Consider the following 23,620-nt stretch of genomic DNA (forward strand, 5'->3'; position numbering starts at 1 on the left):
GGCATATATCGAGCGCCGCCCGCGCGGCGCATCGCGAGCAACGCTCGCTCCTACGTTTGTTTCGGGCCAGTTATTCCTGGGGCAAACGCGCGCGACCGCCTTGTTTGTTCGACGAGATAACCCGCCATGCGCCAAGGCGGTCGCGCGCGCCTGTCACAGGCGTTACTGGCCAAAAACAAACGTAGGAGCGAGCGTTGCTCGCGATGCGCCGCGCGGGCGGCGCTCGATCTAACAGGCGCTAAACATTCACCGGCGAACACCTTGTAGCCCAATACCTATCCATCAGGCCAAAAAAAGGGCCAACCCCTGCCAAGAGATGTGGCCCATAAGCTCTCAAAGAGAGTCACTTGCCTGAAGAGGATTGCCGAATCAGCGCGCGGTAATCACCGCCAGTTTGCTGATCCCCGCACGTTCAATCGCCGCCATGGCCCGCGCCACTTCGCCGTAGTTCACGCCATCATCGGCCTGCAACTGCACACGAACTTCCGCGTCCTTGGCCTTGGCCGCCTTGAGGTTGGTCTCCAGCAGGTCCGGCTGGATCTCGTCCTTGTTGATGAACAACTTGCCAGCCCCGTCGATGCTCACCACCAGCGGGTCTTTCTGCTCCACCGGTGCCACCGCCTCGGTCTTGGGCAGGTTGATGGGGATGGCGTTGGTCAGCAGCGGCGCAGTGACGATGAACACCACCAGCAGCACCAGCATGACGTCCACCAAGGGCGTGACGTTGATTTCACTGAGGACTTCGTCGCTGTCCTGGGTCGAAAAGGCCATATCAGGACGCCTCCTTCACCGGCTGGGTGAAACCGGCCTGGGCTTTGTGCACGGCAGGGTGCACCAGTACCCGGAAGGCACTCTTCTGCGCCAGGCTGTAGAAGTCATGGGCGAAGTCGTCCAGGTCTGCTGCAGTCAGCTTGAGGCGGCGCAGGAAGTAGTTGTAAACCAGTACCGCTGGCACCGCGACGGCGATACCTACCCCCGTGGCCACCAGTGCCGCGCCGATCGGCCCGGCCACGGTCTCGAGGCTGGCGGAACCTGCCGCACTGATACCCTTGAGCGCTTCCATGATGCCCCACACGGTGCCAAACAAGCCGATGAAGGGCGAGGTACTGCCGATACTGGCGACCACCGCCAGGCCGGTTTCCAGCGAACGGCGCTCGCGGACGATCTGCTGGCGCAGAGCGCGTTCGAGGCGGTCCTGGTGGTTGATGGCGTGGCTCAGGTCGTTGGCCTGGGTGGTATCGCCGACGGCAATAGCGGCATAACCGGACTGCGCAACGCGGGCGGCTGGGCCAGGCAGTTCATGGCTGATTTCGGCGGCCGAGTCCAGGCTGGAGGCTGCCCAGAATTGCTGGTGGAAGCGTTTGTCCTGGTTCTTCAGCCGCACGAACTGCACGACCTTGACCAGGGCCAGGCCCCAGGTGACGACAGAGAAACCAACCAGCAGCCAGATGACTGCGCTTTCAACGGATTCGAGGGGGGATGCCAACAGGCTCATGATGATGTCTTCCTATGTTCTGCTGATTCTGTGAAATGCGTTAGCGAAGCTTGAAGTCGATTGGCACGCTGACCCACCCGGTCTGGGCCACGTCGCCTTGCTTGGCGGGGACGAAGCTCCAGCGCTTGACGGCGGCCAGCGCAGCGGCGTCCAAGGCATCGCGGCCACTGCTCTTCTGCACCTGGATCTGCCCCGGTTTGCCACTGGGCAACACCTCGACGCGCAACAGCACGGTGCCTTCCCAGCCGCGGCGCTGGGCCATCTGCGGGTACTCTGGCGCCGGGTTCTTGAGGTACGCGGCGTTGGCTGAAGCCGGTGTCACCGGCGCCGGCGCGGGTGGCGCAGGGGCTGGCGGTGCCTGGGCTGCAACGGGTGGCGGTGGCGGTGCCTCGACCGGTTTCGGCTGCGGCTTGGGCGCCTGCTTGACCACAGGTTTAGGGATCGGTTTTGGCTTCGGTTTGGGCTTGGCGGCCAGCTCGTCGACTACCGGTGGCGGCGGCGGTGGCTCGACCACGGGCGGCGCGGGTGCCGGGGGTGGCGGCTCGACCACGGGCGGCGCAGGGGCGGCGAACTCGATGGTCATGGGTGGCACCTGGGGCGGCACCACGGGCAGCTCAGGCGTCGGTGCCTGGCTGACCCAGTAGGCGGCGGCGCCGTGCAGCGCCAGTACCAGCAGCGCCAACGCCAGCTTGTCGCGGCGCTTGAGGCCGCTGGCAGGCGTGCGTTGCAGGCGCTGCTGGCCAAGCGGAAGACGAAGCGTGCGTCCAAGCTCGACCAGGTCGCCCGGTGCCGGGCGCCATGGCTGGTCGTAGGCTCTGACGGCCGTCTGGACATTACCCATTGATCAAACTCCTGGGGTCTCGATTCAGGTGTGTGGCTGAATCATCGGGGCCAGAGGCTTATCTCTTAAAGTAATGTTTCAAATTATGGTTAGAACTTAATTGAATATTGTTTTTGAGCGATCGTGTGAAAGCCACGGATTTCGCGGGCTGTGGGCTGGAGGGCGATTAGCGATGCTTTGTGGGCATGCAAAATATTCGCGTAAGGCATGAGATTGCGGCGAGGGCTGCGCCCTCGATTCGCAGCACAAGGCTGCTCCTACAGGGAATCGCGGTGCAGCATTGTGCTGCGGAAGGGTGCGAAGCAGCCCCAGCAATCCACCCGGCAATAAAAACCCGGGACAGAGCCCGGGTTCGATACGCTGGGGTAGCTTAGATATCCGCCACCTTCTGCCACACCTTCGGCCTGAAGAACAGCGTCTCCCCGCGTGCCAGGCCGGTCAAGCTGTCGTGGTCCTTGACCACTTCGGCCTCGATCAGCTCGCTCTGCCCTTCCACCTTCAAGGTCACCCGGGTGGTCGCGCCCAGCGGGCGGATATCGCGCACCTCGGCGGCATGGTGGCCTTCGGTTTCATGGCGCGACAGCGACACTTCATGCGGGCGGAACAGCACGTGGTGGCCTTCGCTCAAGGCCAGGCGGTTGGAGTCGCCGAGGAAGTGGTAGACGAAGTCGTTGGCCGGCTGCTCGTACACTTCACCCGGCGAGCCGATCTGCTCGATCACACCCTTGTTCATCACCACGATGCGGTCCGCGACTTCCATGGCCTCTTCCTGGTCATGGGTGACGAACACCGACGTCAGGTTGATATCTTCGTGCAGGCGCGCCAGCCAGCGGCGCAGCTCTTTACGCACCTTGGCATCCAGGGCACCGAACGGCTCGTCGAGCAACAGCACCTTAGGCTCTACCGCCAAGGCGCGGGCCAGGGCGATACGCTGGCGCTGGCCACCGGAAAGCTGCTCGGGGTAGCGGTCGGAGAGCCAGTCGAGCTGGACCATGTTCAGCAGCTCATGCACCTTTTCGGCAATCTTGCTTTCGCTCGGGCGCTCGCCCTTGGGCTTCATGCGCAGGCCGAAGGCGACGTTGTCGAACACGCTCATGTGGCGGAACAACGCGTAGTGCTGGAACACGAAGCCGACGTTGCGATCACGCACGTCGTGGCCAGAGACATCCTCTCCATGGAACACGATGCTGCCGTCATCCGGTGTTTCCAGGCCGGCAATGATGCGCAGCAGGGTGGTCTTGCCGCAGCCGGACGGGCCGAGCAAGGCCACCAGCTCACCGCTGTGGATATCCAGGTTGATGTTGTCCAGGGCCTGGAAGCTGTTGAAGCGCTTGCTGACGTTACGAACTTCGATCGACATGAATTATTCCTCCGCAGCGCTATGGCGCAGGCGGTTAATACGGTTCTCGCTCCACTGCTTGAGCAGCAGGATGAAGAGCGCCAGGATCAGCAACAGGCTGGCCACGCTGAAGGCCGCGACGTGGTTGTACTCGTTGTAGAGGATCTCCACGTGCAGCGGCAAGGTGTTGGTAACGCCGCGGATATGGCCGGACACCACCGACACCGCGCCGAACTCACCCATCGCCCGCGCCGTACACAGCACCACGCCGTAGATCAGGCCCCATTTGATGTTGGGCAGGGTCACATGCCAGAACATCTGCCAGCCATTGGCGCCCAGCAGGCGCGCGGCCTCTTCTTCCTGGGTGCCCTGCTCTTGCATCAGCGGGATCAGTTCACGGGCAACGAATGGCACGGTAACGAAGATCGTCGCCAGGACGATGCCCGGCAGCGCGAACACAATCTGAATGTCATGGTCCTGCAGCCAGGGGCCGAACAGGCCCTGCGCGCCGAACATCAGCACGTAGACCAGGCCCGCGATCACCGGCGAGACCGAGAACGGCAGGTCGATCAGGGTCACCAGCACGCTCTTGCCACGGAAGGTGTACTTGCTCACGCACCACGCCGCGCTGACGCCAAACACCAGGTTCAGCGGCACCGAGATGGCCACGGCAAACAAGGTGAGCTTGAGCGCCGACAAGGCGTCGGGCTCGAAGATCGCCTCGAAGAAAGTGCCGAAACCGTTTTTCAGCGCCTGCGATACCACGATCACCAGCGGCAGCAGCAAGAACAGCGCGAACACCAGCCAGCCAAGGCCGATCAGGATGCGCCGCGAGGTGGCGCTGCCACGGCGGGCGGCATTGGCGGCGGCGGTAGCGCTCAGGGATGAACTAGACATAGCCGGCCTCCTTCAAGGGGTTTCGATGCGGCGCTGCAGCAGGTTGATCAGCAGCAGCAGGATGAAGGAAACCACCAGCATCAGCACGCCGATGGCAGTCGCGCCGGTGTAGTCGTATTGGTCGAGCTTGACCATGATCAGCAGCGGCAGGATCTCGGTCTTCATCGGCATGTTGCCGGCAATGAAGATCACCGAACCATACTCACCCACCCCACGGGCGAAGGCCAGGGCAAAGCCGGTCAGCCAGGCAGGCAGCAGTGCCGGGGCCAGGATGTGGCGGAACACCTGCAGCGGTTTTGCGCCCAGGCAGGCGGCGGCTTCTTCGACTTCACGCGGGATGTCGGCCAACACCGGCTGGACAGTGCGCACCACGAACGGCAGGGTCACGAAGGTCAGCGCCAAGGTGATGCCAAGCGGTGTGTAGGCGATCTTGAAGCCCAGGTCGGTGGCGAACTGGCCAACCCAGCCCGCCGGGGCGTACAGGGCTGTCAGGGCGATACCGGCCACGGCGGTAGGCAGGGCGAACGGCAGGTCGATCATCGCGTCGATGATCTTGCGCCCGGGGAAGGTGTAGCGCACCAGTACCCAGGCCAGCAGCGTACCGATCACACCGTTGATGATGGCGGCGAACAGGGCGGTGCCGAAACTCAGCTTGAGCGCGGCGATGACCCGCGGCGCGCTGATGATGTTCCAGAACTGCTCCCAGGTCAGCTGCGAGGCATGGATGAACATGGCCGCCAGCGGAATCAGCACAATCAGGCTGAGGTACACCAAGGTGTAACCCAGCGTCAGCCCGAAGCCGGGTATGACGGGGGAAATACGACGTGACATAAGTATCCCTGGTTGAACGCACGAAGCCCGGAATCAATCCCGGGCCGGTGCAGGCTTCTGAATCTTGGGGCTGCTGTGCAGCCCATTCGCGGCACAAGGCCGCTCCCACAGGGGAGCGCGGTTCCTTGTGGGAGCGGCCTTGTGCCGCGAATGGGCCGCACAGCGGCCCCGTTTTTCCATAACCGCTTACTGTGCCTGATAGATCTGGTCGAACACACCGCCATCATTGAAGAATTTGGGTTGTGCAGTCTTCCAGCCACCGAAGTCCTTGTCGATGGTGACCAGGTCCAGTTTCGGGAATTGCTTGCCGAATTCGGCAGCGACCTTCTCGTCACGTGGGCGGTAGAAGTTCTCGGCGGCGATCTTCTGCCCAGCCGGGCTGTACAAGTGCTTGAGGTATTCGGTGGCAATCGCAGTATTGCCCTTCTTCTCAGCGTTCTTGTCGACCACGGCCACCGGTGGCTCGGCCAGGATCGACAGCGACGGCACGACGATTTCGAACTTGTCGGCGCCACCGTCTTCCTTCAGCGCCAGGAAGGCTTCGTTTTCCCAGGCCAGCAGGACGTCGCCCTGGCCGTTGTTGACGAAGGTGATGGTCGAGCCACGGGCGCCGGTATCGAGCACCGGCACGTGCTTGAACAGCTCTTGCACGTAAGCCTTGGCCTTGTCTTCGCTACCGCCGGTCTTCAGGCCATAAGCCCAGGCGGCGAGGAAGTTCCACCGGGCGCCGCCAGAGGTTTTCGGGTTCGGGGTGATGACCGAGACGTCTTTTTTGATCAGGTCGCCCCAGTCTTTGATGCCTTTCGGGTTGCCCTTGCGCACCAGGAACACGATGGTCGACGTGTACGGGGTGCTGGCGTCCGGCAGACGGGTCTGCCAGTTGTCCGGCAGGGTCTTGCCAAGCTTGGCGATTTCGTCGATGTCGCCGGCCAGGGCCAGGGTCACCACGTCGGCGCGCAGGCCATCGATTACAGCGCGGCCCTGTTTGCCCGAGCCACCGTGGGATTGCTGGATCTTCACCTTGTCGTCCGGGTGGGACTGCTGCCAGTGCTTGATGAATTCGGCGTTGTACTGTTGGTACAACTCACGGGTCGGGTCATAGGACACGTTCAGCAGTTCGTAGTCCTTGGCGATTGCGGAACCGGCAAAAACAGCACTGGCCAGGGCGGCGAGCGCATAACGGCGGATGGACATGGTGAAGCTCCCGATTGGCATTTTTCTAGTTTTAGAGGTGTGACGCGATCAGCCGGTCTTGTTGCCGGGCTGTTGCAGGCGGAACTTCTCCTTGCGCTCGATCTGGACGACCTGAGCGTTGTGCACGGTAATCTCCACCGCACCGAAACGCAGATCGCGTAGGGCGCTCTGGATCTCACGCAGAATGGTGGCTTCGTCCTGACCGTCGATGCTACGCAGAGATGCACTCATGCTCGTTCTCCTTGGAGTGAGGTTGCCGGGCAGAGGTTTGAAGGGGATTTGCGCCTGGCTTGAGGGCAATAGTAGTGAGGCGGGGATATTCTTAAAAATACTGTTTAAGAATGTTTATATAACCGTTTTTACAAGCCACACATTTCCCCTGTAGGAGCAGCCTTGTGCTGCGAAGAGGCCGGTACATTCACCTTCAACAACGGATGGCTGTACCGGCCTCTTCTCAGCACAAGGCTGCTCCCACAGGGGGATGCGTGGTCAGGATGAGTGTTTTTCAGGCTCGCGGATTTTGTACCAGGCCACATACAGCGCCGGCAAAAACAGCAGCGTCAGCAAGGTGGCCACGATGATCCCGCCAATCATGGCGTAGGCCATCGGCCCCCAGAACACCTCGCGGGCAATCGGGATCATGCCCAAGCTGGCCGCGGCCGCCGTCAGCAAGATCGGCCGCCGCCGGTGGTTGGTGGCCTCCACCACCGCATCCCACGGTGACAACCCCTGCGCCTCGAACTCATCGATCTGGGTCACCAGGATCACCGAGTTACGAATGATGATACCGGCCAGGGCCAGAATCCCGAGAATGGCCACAAAGCCCATCGGCGTACCCGTAGGCACCAACGCCAGCACCACCCCGATCAAGCCCAACGGCGCCACGCTGACCACCAGGAACAACTTCTGCACGCTGTGCAGCTGGATCATCAGGAAGGTCGCCATGAGGAACAGCATCAACGGAATGACCTTGCGGATCGGCCCTTGCGCCTTGGCGCTCTCCTCCACCGTACCGCCGGTCGCCACCTCGAAGCCGACCGGCAGTTTGCTGGCGAACTCGTCGATCTTGGGCTTGAGCTGAGCGACCAGGTCGGTGGGCTGGATGTCGCCATTGACCGACGCCTTGATGGTGATGGTCGGCTTGCGATCACGCCGCCAGACCAACGGCTGTTCCAGCTCGTAACGCACCGTGGCGAAGGCCAGCAGCGGAATCGAGGTGCCATTGGGGGTGAGGATCTGCAGGTTCTGCAAGGTATCGGGCGAGCCACGCTCGCTGTCTTCGGCACGGGCGACCACGTTGACCAAGTAGATGTTGTCGTTGACCTGGGTAATCGGCACGCCGGTGACGATGCTGTTCATCACGTTGGCCACGTCTTCGGACGACAGCCCCAGCTGACGCGCTTTGTCTTGGGCAATCTCGATGCGCAGCACTTTGCCCGGCTCGTTCCAGTCGTAGATCATCTCGCCGATGTGCTCGTTGGCATCGAGCAAGGTGGCGAGCTCGATGGCGTGCTTGCGCACCTGGTCGATGTCCTGGCCGCTGACCCGGTACTGGATCGGCCGGCCCACCGGCGGGCCCATCTCCAGCGATTGCACGTTGGTGCCGATGCCGACGAACTCTTCGCGCAGCAGTTTCTGCAGGCGATCCATCATACCCTGGCGCTCTTCGAAGCCTTTGCTGACGATCACCAACTGCGCGTAGTAGGGGTTCTGCAATTGTTGGTCGAGGGGCAGGTAGAAGCGGATCGCGCCCTGGCCAATGTAGGTGCTCCAGCGCACCAGGTCCGGGTCGTCCTTGATCCTGGCCTCCAGCCGGTCGACGACTTTACGGGTCTCTTCGATCGAGGCGTTTTGCGGCAGGTTGAGGTCGACCAGAATTTCGGGCCGGTCGGATGAAGGGAAGAACTGGTTCTGCACGAAGCGCTCGCAGAATATCGCCAGCGCGAACAGCAGCACGGTGCCAATGATGGTCAGCCAGCGGTTGCGCATGCACCACAGCAGGCCGCCCTCGAATGCCCGGCCCACGCGCCCGGGTTCGGCCTCGTGGGCTTTGACCTTGCTGCTGAGGATATGCACACCCAGCACCGGGGCGAAGAACACCGCAACCACCCACGACACGATCAGCGCCACGGCGATCACCGCGAACAGTGTGTAGGTGTACTCACCTGCCGAACTGGCGTTGAGCCCGATCGGCACGAAGCCGGCCACCGTCACCAGGGTACCGGTCAGCATCGGAAACGCCGTCGAGGTGTAGGCAAAGGTCGCGGCCTGCTCTTTGCTCTCGCCCATTTCCAGGCGTGTGACCATCACCTCCACGGTGATCATCGCATCGTCCACCAGCAGGCCCAGGGCGATGATCAAGGCGCCCAGCGAGATCCGTTGCATGGTGATGCCGCTGTACTCCATGAACACGAAGACCATGGCCAGCACCAGCGGGATCGAGCAGGCCACCACCAGCCCGGCGCGCACGCCGAGGCTGACGAAGCTCACCGCCAGCACGATCACCACGGCCTCGAAGAGTGCGCTGGTAAAACCGCCCACCGCCTGTTTGACCACCACGGCCTGGTCGGACACGGTGTGCACACCCACCCCCACCGGCAAGTCGGCGATCACGCTGTCCATCTTCTTCTTCAGCGCGGCGCCGAACACCTGGATGTTACCGCCCGCCTTCATGCCGATGGCCAGGCCAATGGCGGTCTGGCCGTTGTAGCGGAACATCGGTGACGGCGGGTCGACGTAGCCGCGCTCGATATCGGCAATGTCGGCAAGGCGGAAGAAGCGGTCATTGATCCTCAGGTTGACCGTTTCCAGGTCCTTTTCAGAAGCGAACTGGCCGGTGGTCCGCACCGAAATACGTTCGGGGCCCGCCTCGATCACCCCTGCCGGGGTCACCGCGTTCTGCGATTGCAGCGCCTGCATGACCTGGCGCTGGTCGATACCCAAGGCTGCCAGTTTGCGGGTGGAGAAGTTCAGGTACAGCACTTCATCCTGGGTGCCGACCAGCTCGATCTTGCCGATGTTGGGCACTTCGCGCACTTCGGCGCGGGCCTGCTCCACGTAGTCCCGCAGTTGCCGCAAGGTCAGGCCATCGGAAGTGAAGGCGTAGATCGAACCGAACACATCACCGAATTCATCGTTGAACGCCGGGCCCTGGATGCCCTCGGGGAACTGGCCGCGGATGTCCTGGATCTTCTTGCGCACCTGGTACCAGATGTCCGGGATGTCCTTGGCCTTGGTGGTGTCGCGCAGGTACACGTAGACCGTTGACTCGCCCGGGCGGGTGTAGCTTTTGGTGTAGTCGAGCGAGTCCAGTTCTTCGAGCTTTTTTTCGATGCGGTCGGTGACCTGATATAGGGTTTCATCCTGGGTCGCACCGGGCCAGCGGGTCTGGATGACCATGGTCTTGATGGTGAACGACGGGTCTTCCTCACGGCCCAGGTTGAAGTAGGAAAAAATCCCCATCAGCAAGCCGACGAACATCAGGTACCAGACGAACGATTGATGCTTGAGCGCCCATTCGGACAGGTTGAAGCTTCCTTTCATTGCGCATCCTCGTCGAAGGTGACCTTCTGGCCAGGCTTGAGGCTGTTGACGCCGGCAGTCACCACGCGCTCGCCTGGCTGCACGCCGGAGGCGATGACGATGTGTTCGCGGGTGCGGTCGATCAAGGCGACATCCCGGGTCGCCACGGTTTTCTGCTGCGTGTCGATCACCCACACCTGGGTCTTGCCGTCACGCTCGAGCAAGGCGCTCAGGGGCAGTTCACTGCGCGGCGTGACCGCAGAACTCAGGCTCACGCTGATCGCGGTGCCAAGGTGGAAGGCGGCAGGTGTGCTGGCCAGGGTCAGGCGTGCACGCCGGGTGCGCGTGGTGGCGTCGGCTTGCGGTTCCAGCTCGCGCAACGAGGCCGTGGTGTTGATGCTGGGGTCGAGCTGCAAGGCCACGGTGAAGGTGAGGCCCTTGTCGAGTTGCTCGCCCACGCCGATCGGCAGGTCGATCACGGCTTCCTTGACGTCTGGCCGGGCCAGGGTCACGACAGCCTGGCCCGCCGTTACCGTTTGCCCAGCTTCGGCCTGCCAGGCAGTGATCACCGCCGCGTGGTCGGTGCGCAGGGTGCTGTAATCAAGCTGGTCACGCGCCTGGCTGACCGCAGAGCGTGCCTGCTCCAGCGCCGCACCGGTGGTTTTCAGGTTGGTCTGGGCAATGTCCAGCTGGGCCTGGGCACCGACACCGCGGTCGTACAGCTGCTGCTGACGGCGCGCGTCGGCCTGGGCGTTTATCCACTGCGCCTGGACCTTGGCCAAGTCGCCTTCGGCGGCGCGCAACTGGTTCTGCTGGTCGGTGGGGTCGAGGGTGGCCAGTGTGTCCCCAGGTTTCACCTGCGCCCCCACATCAAGCCAACGCCGGGCAATACGCCCGGACACGCGAAAGCCCAAGGTGCTCTCGAAGCGCGCCTGAATGCTGCCGGCAAAGCGCCCAAGTTGCGCTTGCACCTGCGGTTCGACCTTCACCGAAAGCACCGGCCGAACGGGCTCGATCGCTTCTTCCTCAGAGCTGCAAGCAACCAGCAACAGCCCGACCGGGAGCATCAACAGCAAGCGCTTCATGGCGCATCCCCCGCAGCCTTTTCATCGATTTTTTCAACCTGCATGCCGGGGTGCAGCAATTGCCCGCCATTGACCACCACGGTCTCCCCGCCTTTGAGGCCTTTGGCGACCACGATCTTGCCGGTGAGGTAGCGCGCCACTTCAACCTTGCGCAGTTCGACCTTGTCGCCCTCGCCCACCACCCAGACGGCAGGCTCATGCAAGGCCTTGGTCAAGGCCGACCAGGGCAGCTCGATGCTGGAGCGCCCCTGGGTATTGGCAGTGGCCGTCACCGGTGAGCCCAGCTGCATGCCGGGCGGCACGTTGCGCAGGCCAACCTTGACCTGCACCGTGCCACTTTGCCCTGAAACGGTTGGCGTCACTTCGCGAACGAAGCCTTGCGCCTGGACGTTGGGGTCATCGAGCAGCTTCACGATCACCCCCTCATCGCTTGGCGGTGCCACCAGCAACGATTCATACACGTTGAACACTGCATCACGGTCGCCATCGCGGGCGAAGCCGAAGATCGGCATGGTGGCCTGCACCACTTGGCCGACCTCGGCCTGGCGCTCGGTGATCACGCCGGCGGCTTCGGACACCAGCGCGGTGTAGCTCAGCTGTTCATTGGCATTGGCCAGCTGCGCCTGGGCGGCCTTGAGCGCGCTCTGGTTGCTGCGCAATGCGGCTTCGGCGGAGTCGTACTCGCTCTGGCTGGTATAGCCCTTGGGCAGCAGCTTTTGCTGACGCACGAAAGCCGCGGCCGTCTGCGTCACGCGCGCTTGGGCGGCGAACACCTCGGCCTTGGCCGAGTCGACGTTGTTCTGCAGGTCTTTCGGGTCTAGCCGTGCCAGTACCTGGTTGGCCTTGACGTGATCGCCCACATCGACGCTGCGCGAAATGATCTTGCCGCCCACACGGAACGACAAGTCGGTTTGCACCCGCGCTTGTACGTCGCCGGTCAAGGTCACCCTGGCAGCGAAATCGGTAGGCTGGACCTGTTGCACACCGACCCGAGGCAGCATCTCGGGGGTTTCTTCCTTGCTACAGCCGGTGAGCATGTACAGCACACTCAGGCCTGCCAGCACCAGTGGACGCGTCACCCTCATGCAGGCTCCTAGCTTGCGCACAAATGATTTGTGAGATGCGACTGTCAGCGTAGTTCAGGGTTCAGTAAACGGCGATACGGCCTGTTCGCCATATACCAAAGCGCCCCATGCTCACCACAGGAGTCAATGGCGGGTTGATGTGCTGAGTTCACGGGCCTCTTCGCGGGCAAGCCCGCTCCCACAGGAAATTCCACTGGCTTGAAACTGTGATGTACCTGGAAAGTCCACTGGCTTGAAAGCTGTGGTGTACCTGTGGGAGCGGGCTTGCCCGCGAAGAGGCCTTTCGAGACACAGAGCCATCCCTGCCATATCCAGAAACCATCAGCCACCGTGCAATGCCACATCAACCGCTATGTTTCAGGGGGACTTCGCCATCAAGGAAGATCCCGATGTGTCCAGCCCAATCCAAACTGCTTCGCCGGGGCCGCTTTTCAGAACCCGGCAGGCTCTACCTGCTGACGACGATTACCCATCAGCGCATACCGCTGTTTCACGACTTCCATCTTGCTCGCCAAGTGGTTAGGCAGCTACGCCTCTCGGATCACAATCAGGACTGCCGGTCATTGGCCTGGGTGGTGATGCCGGACCATCTGCATTGGTTGGTCGAGTTGAAAGAAGTGACCTTGAGTACGCTGATGCGCAGGTTCAAGTCCCGTACAGGGATAGCGCTGCGCAGAGCAGGCGTAAGGCACAAGCCAATATGGCAGGCAGGCTATCAAGACCATGCACTGCGGCGAGAAGAGAGTGTGGTGCATGTCGCCCGGTACATTGTTGCCAACCCCATGCGGGCGGGGCTGGTCGACAGTGTCAGGGAATACCCCCACTGGGATGCAGTGTGGCTTTGAATTCGTGCTGAAACATTCGCGGGCAAGCCCGCTCCCACATGAACACCACAGACCTCAGGCTTGTGAATATCCCTGTAGAAGCGGGCTTGCCCGCGAAGAGGTGGGTCAGACCGGCGCAGCTGCTGCCGTCGGGCGCTTGACCTGTGGCTGCGAGACGTTTGCCGCAGCCCCTTCTTCGATGGCCTGCTGAATCGCCTTGCGACGGTGCTCTTCAGCGCGGCGGCTGAAGTACCAGACCATGAAGGTCACCAGCGACACCGACAAAAGGATCAGGCTGGCCACGGCGTTGATCTCTGGCTTCACGCCCAGGCGCACCGCCGAGAACACTTCCATCGGCAAGGTGGTCGAGCCCGGCCCGGACACGAAGCTCGCCAGCACCAGGTCATCCAGCGACAGGGCAAACGACATCATGCCGCCCGCCGCCAGCGATGGCGCGATCATCGGGATGGTGATCAGGAAGAACACCTTCCACGGCTTGGCACCCAGGTCCATCGCGGCTTCCTCGATCGACAGGTCCAGCTCACGCAAGCGTGCCGACACCACCACCGCCACGTACGCCGCACAGAACGTGGTGTGGGCGATCCAGATGGTGACGATGCCACGCTCTTGCGGCCAGCCGATCATCTGCGCCATGGCCACGAACAGCAGCAACAGCGACAGACCGGTGATCACTTCGGGCATCACCAGCGGCGCGGTGACCAGGCCGCCGAACAGCGTGCGGCCTTTGAAGCGGGTGACCCGGGTCAGCACGAAGGCCGCCAGGGTACCCAGCGCCACCGCTGCCACCGCCGTGTAGCAGGCGATTTCCAGCGAGCGCATCACCGACCCCATCAGCTGGGTGTTGTCGAGCAGGCCGACATACCACTTGATCGACCAGCCCCCCCACACTGTTACCAGCTTCGAGGCGTTGAACGAGTAGATCACCAGGATCAGCATCGGCAGGTAGATGAACAGCAAGCCGAGCACCAGCATCAGCTTGGAGAAACTGAAGCGCTTCATGCCCTGCCCTCCATTTCTTTGGCCTGGCTGCGGTTGAACAGCAGGATCGGCACGATCAGGATCGCCAGCATCACTACCGCCAGCGCGGACGCTACCGGCCAGTCACGGTTGTTGAAGAACTCTTGCCACAGCACCTTACCGATCATCAGGGTTTCCGGGCCGCCCAGCAGTTCTGGGATCACGAACTCGCCCACTACTGGAATGAACACCAGCATGCAGCCCGCGATGATGCCGTTTTTCGACAGCGGCACGGTGATCTTCCAGAAGCTGTTGAAGGTGCTCGAACCCAGGTCCGATGCGGCTTCCAACAGGCTCGGGTCGTGCTTCACCAAGTTCGCGTACAGCGGCAGGATCATGAACGGCAGGTACGAATAGACCACGCCGATGTACACCGCCAGGTTGGTGTTGAGAATCTGCAGTGGCTGGTCGATCAGCCCCAGCCACAGCAGGAAGCTGTTAAGCAGCCCGTTGTTGCTGAGGATGCCCATCCAGGCGTAGACGCGGATCAGGATCGCCGTCCAGGTCGGCATCATGATCAGCAACAGCAGCACAGTCTGCGACTCTTTGCGGGCGTTGGCGATGGCATAGGCCATCGGGTAGCCGATCAGCAGGCACAGCAAGGTGCTGAAGAAGGCCATCTTCAACGAGCCCAGGTAGGCCGAGATGTACAGCTCGTCTTCGGTCAACAGGCCATAGTTGGCCAGGTTGAGCACCAACTGGATCTTGTCTTCGACGTAGCTGTAGATCTCGGTATACGGCGGGATCGCCACGTCGGCTTCGGCAAAGCTGATCTTCAACACGATGAAGAACGGCAGCATGAAGAACAGGAACAGCCAGATGAACGGCACGCCGATCACCAAGTGCCGCCCCTCCGGGGTCAAGCGCTGGAAGGCTCGCTTGAGCTTGCGCAGTTTCATGACCGCAGTACCACGCCGCTGTCGTCTTCCCACCACACGTACACTTCATCGCCCCAGGTCGGACGTGTGCCCTGGCGCTCGGCGTTGGCCACGAACGACTGGACGATCTTGCCGCTCGGCAGCTCGACGTAGAACACCGAGTGGCCGCCCAGGTAGGCGATGTCGTGCACCTTGCCGCGCGACCAGTTGTGCTCGCAGGTCGGTTGCTGGGTCGTGACCAGCATCTTCTCCGGGCGCAGCGCGTAGGTGATGTGCTTGTCTTCGACCGACGTGGTGATGCCGTGGCCAACGTAGATCTTGCGTTCCAGTTCAGGGCTGGCAATGATCGCGTGGCCTTCGGCGTCGTCGACCACTTCACCTTCGAACAGGTTGACGTTGCCGATGAACTCGCACACCAGGCGGCTGGTCGGGGTCTCGTAGATGTCCACAGGCGAGCCGATCTGGGCGATCCAGCCCAGGTGCATGATGGCGATGCGCTGGGCCATGGTCATGGCCTCTTCCTGGTCGTGGGTCACCATCACGCAGGTCACGCCCACGCGCTCGATGATTTCCACCAGCTCAAGTTGCATCTGCGAACGCAGCTTCTTGTCCAGGGCGCCCATCGGCTCATCGAGCAACAGCAGTTTCGGGCGTTTGGCCAGCGAACGCGCCAGGGCCACACGCTGGCGCTGGCCACCCGACAGCTGGTGCGGCTTGCGCTTGGCGTACTGGGTCATGTGCACCAGCTTGAGCATCTCGGCCACACGGGCGTCGATGTCCGCCTTGGGCAGCTTGTCCTGCTGCAGGCCGAAGGCGATGTTCTGCGCCACGGTCATGTGCGGGAACAGCGCGTAGGACTGGAACATCATGTTGATCGGCCGCTCGTAGGGCGGCATCTCGGTGATGTCGACGCCATCGAGCAAGATACGCCCTTCGGTGGGGCGCTCGAAGCCAGCCAGCATACGCAGCAAGGTCGATTTGCCGGAACCGGAGCCACCCAGCAGGGCAAAAATCTCACCCTTGCGGATTTCCAGGGACACATCGTCCACCGCTACCGTTTCGTCGAACTTTTTCGTGACCCGGTCGATCTTGACCAGCACCTGCTTGGGTTGCTGGCCACCCTCGAGGGCTTTCTTATAGGCTCCGGAGGCAACTGCCATGAGTGAAACTCCCAACAAGATTTTTGTGCCCGCGCGGCCTGTTCTGCAGGGGCCGCGGCGGGTCTGGATTGTTACTTGCCCGACTTGACCTTGGTCCAGCTACGGGTCATCAAGCGTTGCACCTTGGGCGGCAACTCACTGTTGACGAACATCTTGTCCAGCACTTCCTGCGGTGGGTAAACCGCGGCGTCAGTCCTCACGGCCTGGTCCATCAGGTCGCCAGCCTTGGGGTTCGGGTTGGCGTAACCGACGTAATCACTGACCTGGGCGATAACCTCAGGTTTCAGCAAATAGTTGATGAAGGCATGGGCCTCTTTGACGTTCTTGGCGTCCTTGGGGATCGCCAGCACGTCGAACCAGAGGTTGCCGCCTTCTTTGGGAATCGCATACGCCAGGTTCACGCCCTTCTTGGCTTCTTCGGCGCGGGCCTTGGCCTGGAAGATGTCGCCAGAGAAGCCCGCCGCGACGCAGATGTCGCCGTTGGCAAGGTCGGTGATGTACTTGGACGAGTGGAAGTAGGTGACGTAAGGGCGCACCGCCAGCAGCTTCTGCTCGGCAGCCTGGTAGTCCTTGGGGTTGCTGCTGTTGGGGTCCAGCCCCATGTAGTTGAGCACCGCCGGGAGCATTTCGTCCGCCGAGTCGAGGAAGGCCACACCACACTTGGAGAGCTTCTTCATGTTCTCGGGTTCGAACAGCACAGCCCAGGAATCGATGGTGTCGACGCCCAGCGCAGCCTTGACCTTTTCAACGTTGTAACCAATACCGTTGGTGCCCCACAGGTAAGGCACGGCGTACTGGTTGCCCGGATCGTTCTTTTCCAGGCGTTTCATCAGCGCCGGATCCAGGTTGGAATAATTGGGCAGCAGGCTTTTGTCGAGCTTCTGGAACGCGCCCGCCTTGATCTGCTTGCCGAGGAAATGGTTGGACGGCACTACCACGTCATAGCCGGTGTTGCCGGCCAGCAGCTTGCCTTCCAGGGTTTCGTTTGAGTCGAACACGTCCTGCACGGGCTTGATACCCGTTGCCTTCTCGAAGTCCGCGAGTGTGGTCGGGCCGATATAGTCGGACCAGTTGTAGAAATGCACCGTAGGCGCCGCTTGGACGCTGCATGCCAGCGTCAGGCCCGCTCCAGCCATCAAGGCCTTGCGTAATACAGAAATAGACAAGTGGGTGGTCCTCACAATCAGTGCCTGGGTAGCGGCAATGTGGCCGCACACGCAAAACCGGCGCGCAACTTACCTTCGCAGCTTCGATGCCGCAATCATCAATTGCCTTTCATGGCCTCTGGGCCGGGCAACCCCAGCCCAGAGCGCCTTGCATCGGGCTTACTTGCCCGACTTGATCTTGGTCCAGCTGCGGGTGATCACACGCTGCACAGAAGCGTCAGGCGCAGCGATCGCGTACAGCTGCTTCTTCACTTCGGCAGGCGGGTAGATGCTCGGGTCGCTGGTGATGTCTTTGTCCACGAACTGGGTGGCGGCAGCGTTGCCGTTCGGGAAGCGCACGGCGTTGGTGATCTCAGCCATGATTTCCGGCTGCATCAGGAAGTCCATGAACTGGTAGGCAGCGTCTTTATGCTCGGCATCTTTCGGGATGGCGACCATGTCGTAGAAGGTACCGGCACCTTCTTTCGGAATGACGTAGTCCACTTTGACCTTGTCGCCAGCTTCGTGGGCGCGGGCCTTGGACTGCTCCAGGTCACCCGAGTAACCGACGGCCACGCAGATGTTGCCGTTGGCCATGTCGCCGATGTACTTGGAGGAGTGGAAGTAGGTGATCGAAGGACGGATCTTGAGGAACAGGTCCTCGGCGGCCTTCAGGTCTTCCTTCTTGGTGCTGTTGCTTGGCAGGCCCAGGTAGTGCAGCGCGGCCGGGATCATCTCGGTCGGCGCATCCAGGAAGCTCACGCCGCAGCTCTTGAGCTTGGCGATGTTCTCAGGCTTGAACACCACGTCCCACGAATCGATCTTGTCCACGCCCAGCGCGGCCTTGACCTTCTCCGGGTTGTAGCCAATGCCGATAGAGCCCCACATGTACGGGAAGGCGTGCTTGTTGTCCTTGTCGCTGGCATCGCCAACGGCCTTGAGCAGGTCGGCGTCGAGGTTCTTCCAGTTCGGCAGTTTGGAACGGTCCAGTTCCTCGTACACGCCAGCCTTGATCTGCTTGGCCAGGAAGTTGTTCGACGGCACGACGATGTCATAGCCCGACTTGCCTGCCAGCAGCTTGGCTTCCAGGGTTTCGTTGCTGTCGAAGACGTCATACTTGACCTTGATGCCGGTCTGCTTCTCGAACTTGGCGATGGTGTCCGGAGCGATGTAGTCCGACCAGTTGTAGACGTTCAATACCTTGTCTTCAGCCTGAACAGCGGTCGCCATGGCACCCATCAGGGCGGCGGCCAGCAACGTCTTGCCCATTTTCTTCATGCGTCATGCTCCAGATTTTTTTGATTAGCCATCCGTTCAGCTGCCAGGTCCCGCAGTACACGCGTCGGGCGACTGAAACAGTCGCTAGTCTGGCAAGTTACAAGGCGCTGTTTCAAGGAAAGCAGCCCCTTGTAACCAACTAATGTCACAACGCTAGCCTAGCAGGTGCTCATCTGATCGCTTCGAGGGTCAGGTCGAGGCACTTGCGCGCCTTTTCCACCAGCTCGTCGATCTCTGCATGGCTGATTACCAGCGGTGGCGCGATGATCATGGTGTCACCGACCGCACGCATGATCAGGCCGTTCTCGAAGCAGAAGTTGCGGCAGATCATGCCCACGCCCTTGCCTTCGTAACGGCTGCGGGTGGCCTTGTCCTTGACCAGCTCGATCGCGCCGAGCAGGCCCAGGCCGCGTACCTCGCCCACCAGCGGGTGGTCTTGCAGCTCACGCAAACGCTTTTGCAAATACGGTGCCGCTTCTGTGCGCGCCTGCTCGACGATTTTTTCGTCGCGCAGAATGCGCAGGTTTTCCAGGCCTACGGCGGCCGCGACCGGGTGCCCTGAATAGGTGAAGCCGTGGTTGAAGTCGCCGCCTTCGCTGATCACCTTGGCCACGGTGTCACGCACGATCACACCGCCCATGGGGATGTAACCGGAGGTCAGGCCCTTGGCGATGGTCATCAGGTCTGGCTTGAGGTCGTAATAGTCGGAGCCGAACCACTCGCCGGTACGGCCGAAACCGCAGATCACTTCGTCGGCCACGAACAGGATGTCGTACTTGGCGAGGATCTCCTTGACCTTCGGCCAGTAGGTTTCTGGCGGGATGATCACCCCACCGGCACCCTGGATCGGCTCGGCGATGAAGGCGGCGACGTTGTCTTCGCCGACCTCGAGGATTTTCTTCTCCAGTTGCTCGGCAGCCCACACACCGAATTCGTCCGGGCTCATGTCGCCGCCCTCACCGAACCAGTACGGCTGCGGGATGTGCACGATGCCCGGAATCGGCAGGCCGCCCTGCTCGTGCATGCCGCTCATGCCGCCCAGGCACGCACCGGCGAAGGTGGAGCCGTGGTAGCCGTTGATGCGGCCGATGATGGTCTGCTTGTGCGGTTTGCCCTTGAGTGCCCAATAGTGACGGACCATGCGCAGCACGGTGTCGTTGCCTTCGGAGCCGGAGCCGGTGAAGAACACATGGGTCATGCCTTCCGGCGCCACGTCGGTGATGGCTTTGGCCAGTTCCAGCGCAGGCGGGTGGGCGGTCTGGAAGAACAGGTTGTAGTACGGCAGCTCGCGCATCTGCTTTTCGGCAGCCTGCACCAGCTCTTCACGGCCGTAACCTACCGCCACGCACCACAGGCCGGCCATGCCGTCGAGGATCTTGTTGCCCTCGCTGTCCCACAAATGCACACCCTGGGCCTTGGTGATGATGCGCGGCCCCTTTTCCTTCAGCTGTTTGTAGTCGCTGAAGGGCGCGAGGTGGTGCTCGCCGCTCAGGTTTTGCCATTCACGGGTTTGCGGGTTTTTGACGCTCATGTGCTTCTCCGTTATCCGACAGCCGCGCTCCTGCGGCACCAGGGTTGATCAGACAGCAAACAGCAGGAACTCACGCTCCCAGGAACTGATGACGCGTTTGAAGTTTTCGTGCTCGGCGCGTTTGGTGGCGACGTAGCCAGTGATGAACTTCTTGCCCAGGTATTGGACCAGCGCACGGCTGATTTCCATGCGTTCCAGGGCGTCTTCGATGGTCAGCGGCAGGCGCAGGTTGCGGCGTTCGTAACCACGGCCCTGCACCGGTGCACTGGCTTCGATGCCTTCGACCATGCCGATGTAGCCGCACAGCAAGCTCGCAGCGATGGCCAGGTAAGGGTTGGCATCGGCGCCCGGCAGGCGGTTCTCGACCCGGCGGTTTTGCGGGCCGGCATCCGGTACGCGCAGGCCAACGGTACGGTTTTCTTCGCCCCACTCGACGTTCACTGGCGCCGAGGTGTCGGGCAGGAAGCGGCGGAACGAGTTGACGTTGGGGGCGAACAGCGGCAGCGCTTCGGGGATGAACTTCTGCAGGCCACCGATGTGGTGCAGGAACAGCTCGCTCATGCTGCCGTCTTCGTTGCTGAAAATATTTTTGCCGGTGACCACATCAACCACGCTCTGGTGCAGGTGCATGGCACTGCCCGGCTCGCCGGTCATGGGCTTGGCCATGAACGTTGCGGCCACGTTGTGCTTGAGCGCGGCCTCGCGCATGGTGCGTTTGAACACCAGGATCTGGTCGGCCAGGTGCAGGGCGTTGCCGTGACGGAAGTTGATTTCCATCTGCGCCGTGCCGTCTTCGTGGATCAGCGTGTCGAGGTCCAGCTGCTGCAGTTCGCACCAGTCATAGACGTCCTCGAACAGCGGGTCGAATTCGTTGGCGGCCTCGATCGAGAACGACTGGCGGCCAGTTTCCGGGCGGCCCGAACGGCCTACCGGAGGCTGCAGCGGGAAGTCCGGGTCTTCGCTGCGCTTGGTCAGGTAGAACTCCATCTCGGGCGCGACGATTGGCTGCCAGCCTTTGTCAGCGTAGAGCTTGAGCACTTTTTTCAAGACGTTGCGCGGCGACAGTTCGACCGGGTTGCCCTTCTTGTCGTAGGTGTCGTGGATCACCTGCGCCGTCGGCTCGATGGCCCAGGGCACCAGGAACACGGCGTCTTCGTCGGGGCGGCAGATCATGTCGATGTCGGCCGGGTCGAGCAGCTCGTAATAGATGTCGTCGTCGACGTAGTCACCCGTCACGGTCTGCAGCAGCACGCTCTCAGGCAGGCGCATGCCTTTTTCGGCGATGAACTTGTTGGTCGGCGAGATCTTGCCGCGCGTGATGCCGGTCAGGTCGCTGATCATGCATTCGACTTCAGTGATCTTGTGCTCTTTCAACCAATCGGTGAGCTGGTCGAGGTTGTTACTCATAAATACCTCAGGAGGTAAGGTGGTCCGCGCCTTGATTCTGGATGGAGAAGATTGCTAAAGCAAAAACCCCCACGCAGGAGCACAGTGGATACACTGAAAACAAGCGTGTCCGTAATGAGTTTGAAGGGCAGGAAGGCGAATCGAAGCGTGTGAAGCCGCTACGGGGAATGGTCCGGGTGCGCCAAGCGTCAATTATTGCGGCCAGGGCGGCCACACCGTTGACGGTGCGTGCATGAACGACAGGGGTACCCGACGGCACTGCGCAGGCAGTGCTTTCAGGTCGCGACAAGCGGACCATGTGACCCTCGTATTATTGTGTTCTGGGTTGAATCCGAGCTTAGCCTTGTTCATTTTTTTACACAACACCTCCGTAAAAAATAAAACACGGCACGCTTGAGATAGCCCTTCACGCGGGAAATAGCGGATAATGGTTCGCCCCGATATGCAGCAAATCTGCCGTAGATGTGCCATTTCAGGGCATCATGGGGTTGGCTTGACATCAGTAGGGCTTTTCGATTGACTGGTCTTGCAAGCCCCCCTTGATTGATATTTTTAACAACAAAGGTGTTGCATCATGTCGGTACCCCCGCGTGCCGTTCAGCTTAACGAAGCGAACGCGTTCCTTAAGGAACATCCTGAGGTTCTCTACGTTGACCTTCTGATTGCAGATATGAATGGTGTGGTGCGCGGCAAGCGCATAGAGCGCACCAGCCTCCACAAGGTTTACGAGAAAGGCATCAACCTGCCGGCCTCCCTCTTCGCCCTGGATATCAACGGTTCCACCGTCGAAAGTACCGGCCTTGGCCTGGACATCGGCGACGCCGACCGCATCTGCTATCCCATCCCCGATACGCTGTGCAACGAGCCGTGGCAGAAACGCCCCACCGCACAGCTGCTCATGACCATGCACGAGATCGAAGGCGAGCCGTTCTTCGCCGACCCTCGTGAAGTGTTGCGTCAGGTTGTCAGCAAGTTCGACGACATGGGCCTGACCATCTGCGCCGCGTTCGAGCTGGAGTTCTACCTGATCGACCAGGAGAACGTGAATGGCCGCCCGCAACCGCCGCGCTCGCCGATCTCGGGCAAGCGCCCACAGTCGACCCAGGTGTACCTGATCGACGACCTCGACGAATACGCCGACTGCCTGCAGGACATCCTCGAAGGTGCCAAAGAGCAGGGTATTCCGGCCGACGCCATCGTCAAGGAAAGCGCCCCAGCGCAGTTCGAAGTCAACCTGCATCACGTCCCAGACCCGCTTAAGGCCTGTGACTACGCGGTGCTGCTCAAGCGTTTGATCAAGAACATCGCCTACGACCATGAAATGGATACCACGTTCATGGCCAAGCCCTACCCGGGCCAGGCAGGCAACGGCCTGCACGTTCACATCTCCGTGCTGGACAAAGATGGCAACAACATCTTCACCAGCGAGGATCCCGAGCAGAACGCCGCGCTACGTCACGCTGTCGGCGGTGTGCTCGAGACCCTGCCAGCGTCCATGGCGTTCCTCTGCCCGAACGTCAACTCGTACCGTCGTTTTGGCGCGCAGTTCTATGTGCCGAATGCACCGAGCTGGGGCCTGGACAACCGCACCGTCGCGCTGCGCGTGCCGACCGGTTCTGCAGACGCCGTGCGCATCGAGCACCGGGTAGCCGGCGCCGATGCCAACCCGTACTTGATGATGGCGGCCGTGCTGGCCGGCGTGCACCACGGCCTGACCAACAAGATCGAGCCGGGCACGCCGATCGAAGGCAACTCGTACGAGCAGCTGGAGCAGAGCCTGCCGAACAACCTGCGCGATGCCCTGCGCGAGTTGGACGACAGCGAGATCCTCAACAAGTACATCGATCCGAAGTACATCGACATCTTTGTCGCGTGCAAGGAAAGCGAGCTGGAGGAGTTCGAGCACTCGATCTCCGACCTCGAGTACAACTGGTATCTGCATACCGTGTAATTGAAAACGCCGCCCATCAGGGCGGCGTTTTTCTGAGACCGGTGTCGCCTGCTTCGCGGGGCAAGCCCGCTCCCACAAGTCCTCCGCATGGCTCAGGCCTAGTGAGATTCCTGTGGGAG

The 23,620-nt window shown here is 61.5% G+C and carries 21 protein-coding genes; 3 read left to right on the forward strand and 18 right to left on the reverse strand.

The features are described 5' to 3' along the window. Positions 1 to 369 precede the first annotated feature (369 nt). From HU750_RS17230 to HU750_RS17280, 11 genes are all read right to left on the reverse strand, one after another. Positions 370 to 771 (reverse strand): ExbD/TolR family protein, encoded by a 402-nt coding sequence (locus HU750_RS17230; protein ID WP_027592267.1) that lies wholly within the window; start codon positions 769 to 771, stop codon positions 370 to 372. Position 772: 1 nt separating this feature from the next. Next, complete coding sequence (locus HU750_RS17235) at positions 773 to 1,495, reverse strand: MotA/TolQ/ExbB proton channel family protein (protein WP_099430730.1); 723 nt, start codon at positions 1,493 to 1,495, stop codon at positions 773 to 775. Positions 1,496 to 1,535: 40 nt separating this feature from the next. Continuing rightward, positions 1,536 to 2,336 (reverse strand): energy transducer TonB, encoded by an 801-nt coding sequence (locus HU750_RS17240; RefSeq protein ID WP_186681395.1) that lies wholly within the window; start codon positions 2,334 to 2,336, stop codon positions 1,536 to 1,538. Between the two features lie 370 nt (positions 2,337 to 2,706). After that, positions 2,707 to 3,696 (reverse strand): sulfate/molybdate ABC transporter ATP-binding protein, encoded by a 990-nt coding sequence (locus HU750_RS17245; RefSeq protein ID WP_027592264.1) that lies wholly within the window; start codon positions 3,694 to 3,696, stop codon positions 2,707 to 2,709. Positions 3,697 to 3,699: 3 nt separating this feature from the next. Continuing rightward, positions 3,700 to 4,572 (reverse strand): sulfate ABC transporter permease subunit CysW, encoded by an 873-nt coding sequence (gene cysW, locus HU750_RS17250; protein ID WP_027592263.1) that lies wholly within the window; start codon positions 4,570 to 4,572, stop codon positions 3,700 to 3,702. Between the two features lie 12 nt (positions 4,573 to 4,584). Beyond that, positions 4,585 to 5,403, reverse strand: coding sequence for a sulfate ABC transporter permease subunit CysT (gene cysT, locus HU750_RS17255; protein ID WP_012274724.1), 819 nt, complete (start codon positions 5,401 to 5,403; stop codon positions 4,585 to 4,587). A 186-nt stretch (positions 5,404 to 5,589) separates the two neighbouring features. Further along, positions 5,590 to 6,597, reverse strand: a complete 1,008-nt coding sequence (locus HU750_RS17260) for a sulfate ABC transporter substrate-binding protein (RefSeq protein WP_033702118.1) — start codon at positions 6,595 to 6,597, stop codon at positions 5,590 to 5,592. 48 nt (positions 6,598 to 6,645) lie between these two features. Then, the gene (gene oscA, locus HU750_RS17265; protein WP_003258557.1) at positions 6,646 to 6,828 is read right to left on the reverse strand and encodes a sulfur starvation response protein OscA; all 183 of its coding nucleotides are present in this window, start codon (positions 6,826 to 6,828) and stop codon (positions 6,646 to 6,648) included. A gap of 258 nt (positions 6,829 to 7,086) precedes the next feature. Further along, positions 7,087 to 10,140: an efflux RND transporter permease subunit gene (locus tag HU750_RS17270; RefSeq protein WP_186681397.1), complete on the reverse strand. Its 3,054-nt coding sequence runs from the start codon at positions 10,138 to 10,140 to the stop codon at positions 7,087 to 7,089. Further along, on the reverse strand, positions 10,137 to 11,204 hold the full coding sequence (locus tag HU750_RS17275; RefSeq protein ID WP_186681399.1) for an efflux RND transporter periplasmic adaptor subunit: 1,068 nt from the start codon (positions 11,202 to 11,204) through the stop codon (positions 10,137 to 10,139). Before HU750_RS17275 ends, HU750_RS17270 begins: the two co-directional genes overlap by 4 nt. Continuing rightward, complete coding sequence (locus HU750_RS17280; protein ID WP_186681401.1) at positions 11,201 to 12,289, reverse strand: efflux RND transporter periplasmic adaptor subunit; 1,089 nt, start codon at positions 12,287 to 12,289, stop codon at positions 11,201 to 11,203. The genes HU750_RS17275 and HU750_RS17280 overlap by 4 nt, the downstream gene beginning before the upstream one ends. Before the next feature lie 389 nt (positions 12,290 to 12,678). Between HU750_RS17280 and HU750_RS17285 the strand changes: the two genes are divergently transcribed. Further along, positions 12,679 to 13,134 carry an REP-associated tyrosine transposase gene (locus tag HU750_RS17285; RefSeq protein ID WP_186681404.1) on the forward strand — a complete coding sequence of 152 codons (456 nt, stop codon included), beginning with the start codon at positions 12,679 to 12,681 and terminating at the stop codon, positions 13,132 to 13,134. 105 nt (positions 13,135 to 13,239) lie between these two features. Here the strand turns inward: HU750_RS17285 and HU750_RS17290 are convergent, their stop codons facing one another. The 7 genes from HU750_RS17290 to HU750_RS17320 form a co-directional block, all read right to left on the reverse strand. After that, positions 13,240 to 14,133, reverse strand: a complete 894-nt coding sequence (locus tag HU750_RS17290) for an ABC transporter permease subunit (RefSeq protein WP_027592258.1) — start codon at positions 14,131 to 14,133, stop codon at positions 13,240 to 13,242. Further along, entirely contained in the window at positions 14,130 to 15,050 is a 921-nt protein-coding gene (locus tag HU750_RS17295; RefSeq protein WP_027592257.1) for an ABC transporter permease subunit, read from the reverse strand. Before HU750_RS17295 ends, HU750_RS17290 begins: the two co-directional genes overlap by 4 nt. Next, on the reverse strand, positions 15,047 to 16,189 hold the full coding sequence (gene potA, locus HU750_RS17300; protein ID WP_027592256.1) for a polyamine ABC transporter ATP-binding protein: 1,143 nt from the start codon (positions 16,187 to 16,189) through the stop codon (positions 15,047 to 15,049). The genes HU750_RS17295 and potA overlap by 4 nt, the downstream gene beginning before the upstream one ends. Before the next feature lie 71 nt (positions 16,190 to 16,260). Next, entirely contained in the window at positions 16,261 to 17,355 is a 1,095-nt protein-coding gene (locus tag HU750_RS17305) for a polyamine ABC transporter substrate-binding protein (RefSeq protein ID WP_099430737.1), read from the reverse strand. A 159-nt stretch (positions 17,356 to 17,514) separates the two neighbouring features. Then, positions 17,515 to 18,612 (reverse strand): polyamine ABC transporter substrate-binding protein, encoded by a 1,098-nt coding sequence (locus HU750_RS17310; RefSeq protein WP_186681406.1) that lies wholly within the window; start codon positions 18,610 to 18,612, stop codon positions 17,515 to 17,517. A gap of 169 nt (positions 18,613 to 18,781) precedes the next feature. Beyond that, positions 18,782 to 20,143, reverse strand: a complete 1,362-nt coding sequence (locus HU750_RS17315; protein ID WP_099430739.1) for an aspartate aminotransferase family protein — start codon at positions 20,141 to 20,143, stop codon at positions 18,782 to 18,784. 48 nt (positions 20,144 to 20,191) lie between these two features. Next, positions 20,192 to 21,550, reverse strand: coding sequence for a glutamine synthetase family protein (locus tag HU750_RS17320; protein ID WP_027592252.1), 1,359 nt, complete (start codon positions 21,548 to 21,550; stop codon positions 20,192 to 20,194). A 41-nt stretch (positions 21,551 to 21,591) separates the two neighbouring features. On the opposite strand from HU750_RS17320, the gene HU750_RS17325 reads away from it, so the two are divergent. Both HU750_RS17325 and HU750_RS17330 read left to right on the forward strand, forming a co-directional pair. Beyond that, a complete protein-coding gene (locus tag HU750_RS17325) occupies positions 21,592 to 21,786 on the forward strand; it encodes a hypothetical protein (RefSeq protein WP_225876673.1) in 195 nt (64 codons plus the stop codon). Positions 21,787 to 22,124: 338 nt separating this feature from the next. Further along, complete coding sequence (locus tag HU750_RS17330) at positions 22,125 to 23,501, forward strand: glutamine synthetase family protein (protein WP_027592251.1); 1,377 nt, start codon at positions 22,125 to 22,127, stop codon at positions 23,499 to 23,501. The last annotated feature ends 119 nt before the right edge of the window (positions 23,502 to 23,620 follow it).

This window comes from Pseudomonas sp. SWRI50 (assembly GCF_014269095.1).
Classification (GTDB): domain Bacteria; phylum Pseudomonadota; class Gammaproteobacteria; order Pseudomonadales; family Pseudomonadaceae; genus Aquipseudomonas; species Aquipseudomonas kermanshahensis.

Bases quoted from the DNA above. Each gene is read 5' to 3' on its own strand.
- HU750_RS17230 (WP_027592267.1), bottom strand. From the start codon at position 771: ATGGCCTTTTCGACCCAGGACAGCGACGAAGTCCTCAGTGAAATCAAC.
- HU750_RS17235 (WP_099430730.1), bottom strand. From the start codon at position 1,495: ATGAGCCTGTTGGCATCCCCCCTCGAATCCGTTGAAAGCGCAGTCATC.
- HU750_RS17240 (WP_186681395.1), bottom strand. From the start codon at position 2,336: ATGGGTAATGTCCAGACGGCCGTCAGAGCCTACGACCAGCCATGGCGC.
- HU750_RS17245 (WP_027592264.1), bottom strand. From the start codon at position 3,696: ATGTCGATCGAAGTTCGTAACGTCAGCAAGCGCTTCAACAGCTTCCAG.
- cysW (WP_027592263.1), bottom strand. From the start codon at position 4,572: ATGTCTAGTTCATCCCTGAGCGCTACCGCCGCCGCCAATGCCGCCCGC.
- cysT (WP_012274724.1), bottom strand. From the start codon at position 5,403: ATGTCACGTCGTATTTCCCCCGTCATACCCGGCTTCGGGCTGACGCTG.
- HU750_RS17260 (WP_033702118.1), bottom strand. From the start codon at position 6,597: ATGTCCATCCGCCGTTATGCGCTCGCCGCCCTGGCCAGTGCTGTTTTT.
- oscA (WP_003258557.1), bottom strand. From the start codon at position 6,828: ATGAGTGCATCTCTGCGTAGCATCGACGGTCAGGACGAAGCCACCATT.
- HU750_RS17270 (WP_186681397.1), bottom strand. From the start codon at position 10,140: ATGAAAGGAAGCTTCAACCTGTCCGAATGGGCGCTCAAGCATCAATCG.
- HU750_RS17275 (WP_186681399.1), bottom strand. From the start codon at position 11,204: ATGAAGCGCTTGCTGTTGATGCTCCCGGTCGGGCTGTTGCTGGTTGCT.
- HU750_RS17280 (WP_186681401.1), bottom strand. From the start codon at position 12,289: ATGAGGGTGACGCGTCCACTGGTGCTGGCAGGCCTGAGTGTGCTGTAC.
- HU750_RS17285 (WP_186681404.1), top strand. From the start codon at position 12,679: ATGTGTCCAGCCCAATCCAAACTGCTTCGCCGGGGCCGCTTTTCAGAA.
- HU750_RS17290 (WP_027592258.1), bottom strand. From the start codon at position 14,133: ATGAAGCGCTTCAGTTTCTCCAAGCTGATGCTGGTGCTCGGCTTGCTG.
- HU750_RS17295 (WP_027592257.1), bottom strand. From the start codon at position 15,050: ATGAAACTGCGCAAGCTCAAGCGAGCCTTCCAGCGCTTGACCCCGGAG.
- potA (WP_027592256.1), bottom strand. From the start codon at position 16,189: ATGGCAGTTGCCTCCGGAGCCTATAAGAAAGCCCTCGAGGGTGGCCAG.
- HU750_RS17310 (WP_186681406.1), bottom strand. From the start codon at position 18,612: ATGAAGAAAATGGGCAAGACGTTGCTGGCCGCCGCCCTGATGGGTGCC.
- HU750_RS17315 (WP_099430739.1), bottom strand. From the start codon at position 20,143: ATGAGCGTCAAAAACCCGCAAACCCGTGAATGGCAAAACCTGAGCGGC.
- HU750_RS17320 (WP_027592252.1), bottom strand. From the start codon at position 21,550: ATGAGTAACAACCTCGACCAGCTCACCGATTGGTTGAAAGAGCACAAG.
- HU750_RS17325 (WP_225876673.1), top strand. From the start codon at position 21,592: ATGGAGAAGATTGCTAAAGCAAAAACCCCCACGCAGGAGCACAGTGGA.
- HU750_RS17330 (WP_027592251.1), top strand. From the start codon at position 22,125: ATGTCGGTACCCCCGCGTGCCGTTCAGCTTAACGAAGCGAACGCGTTC.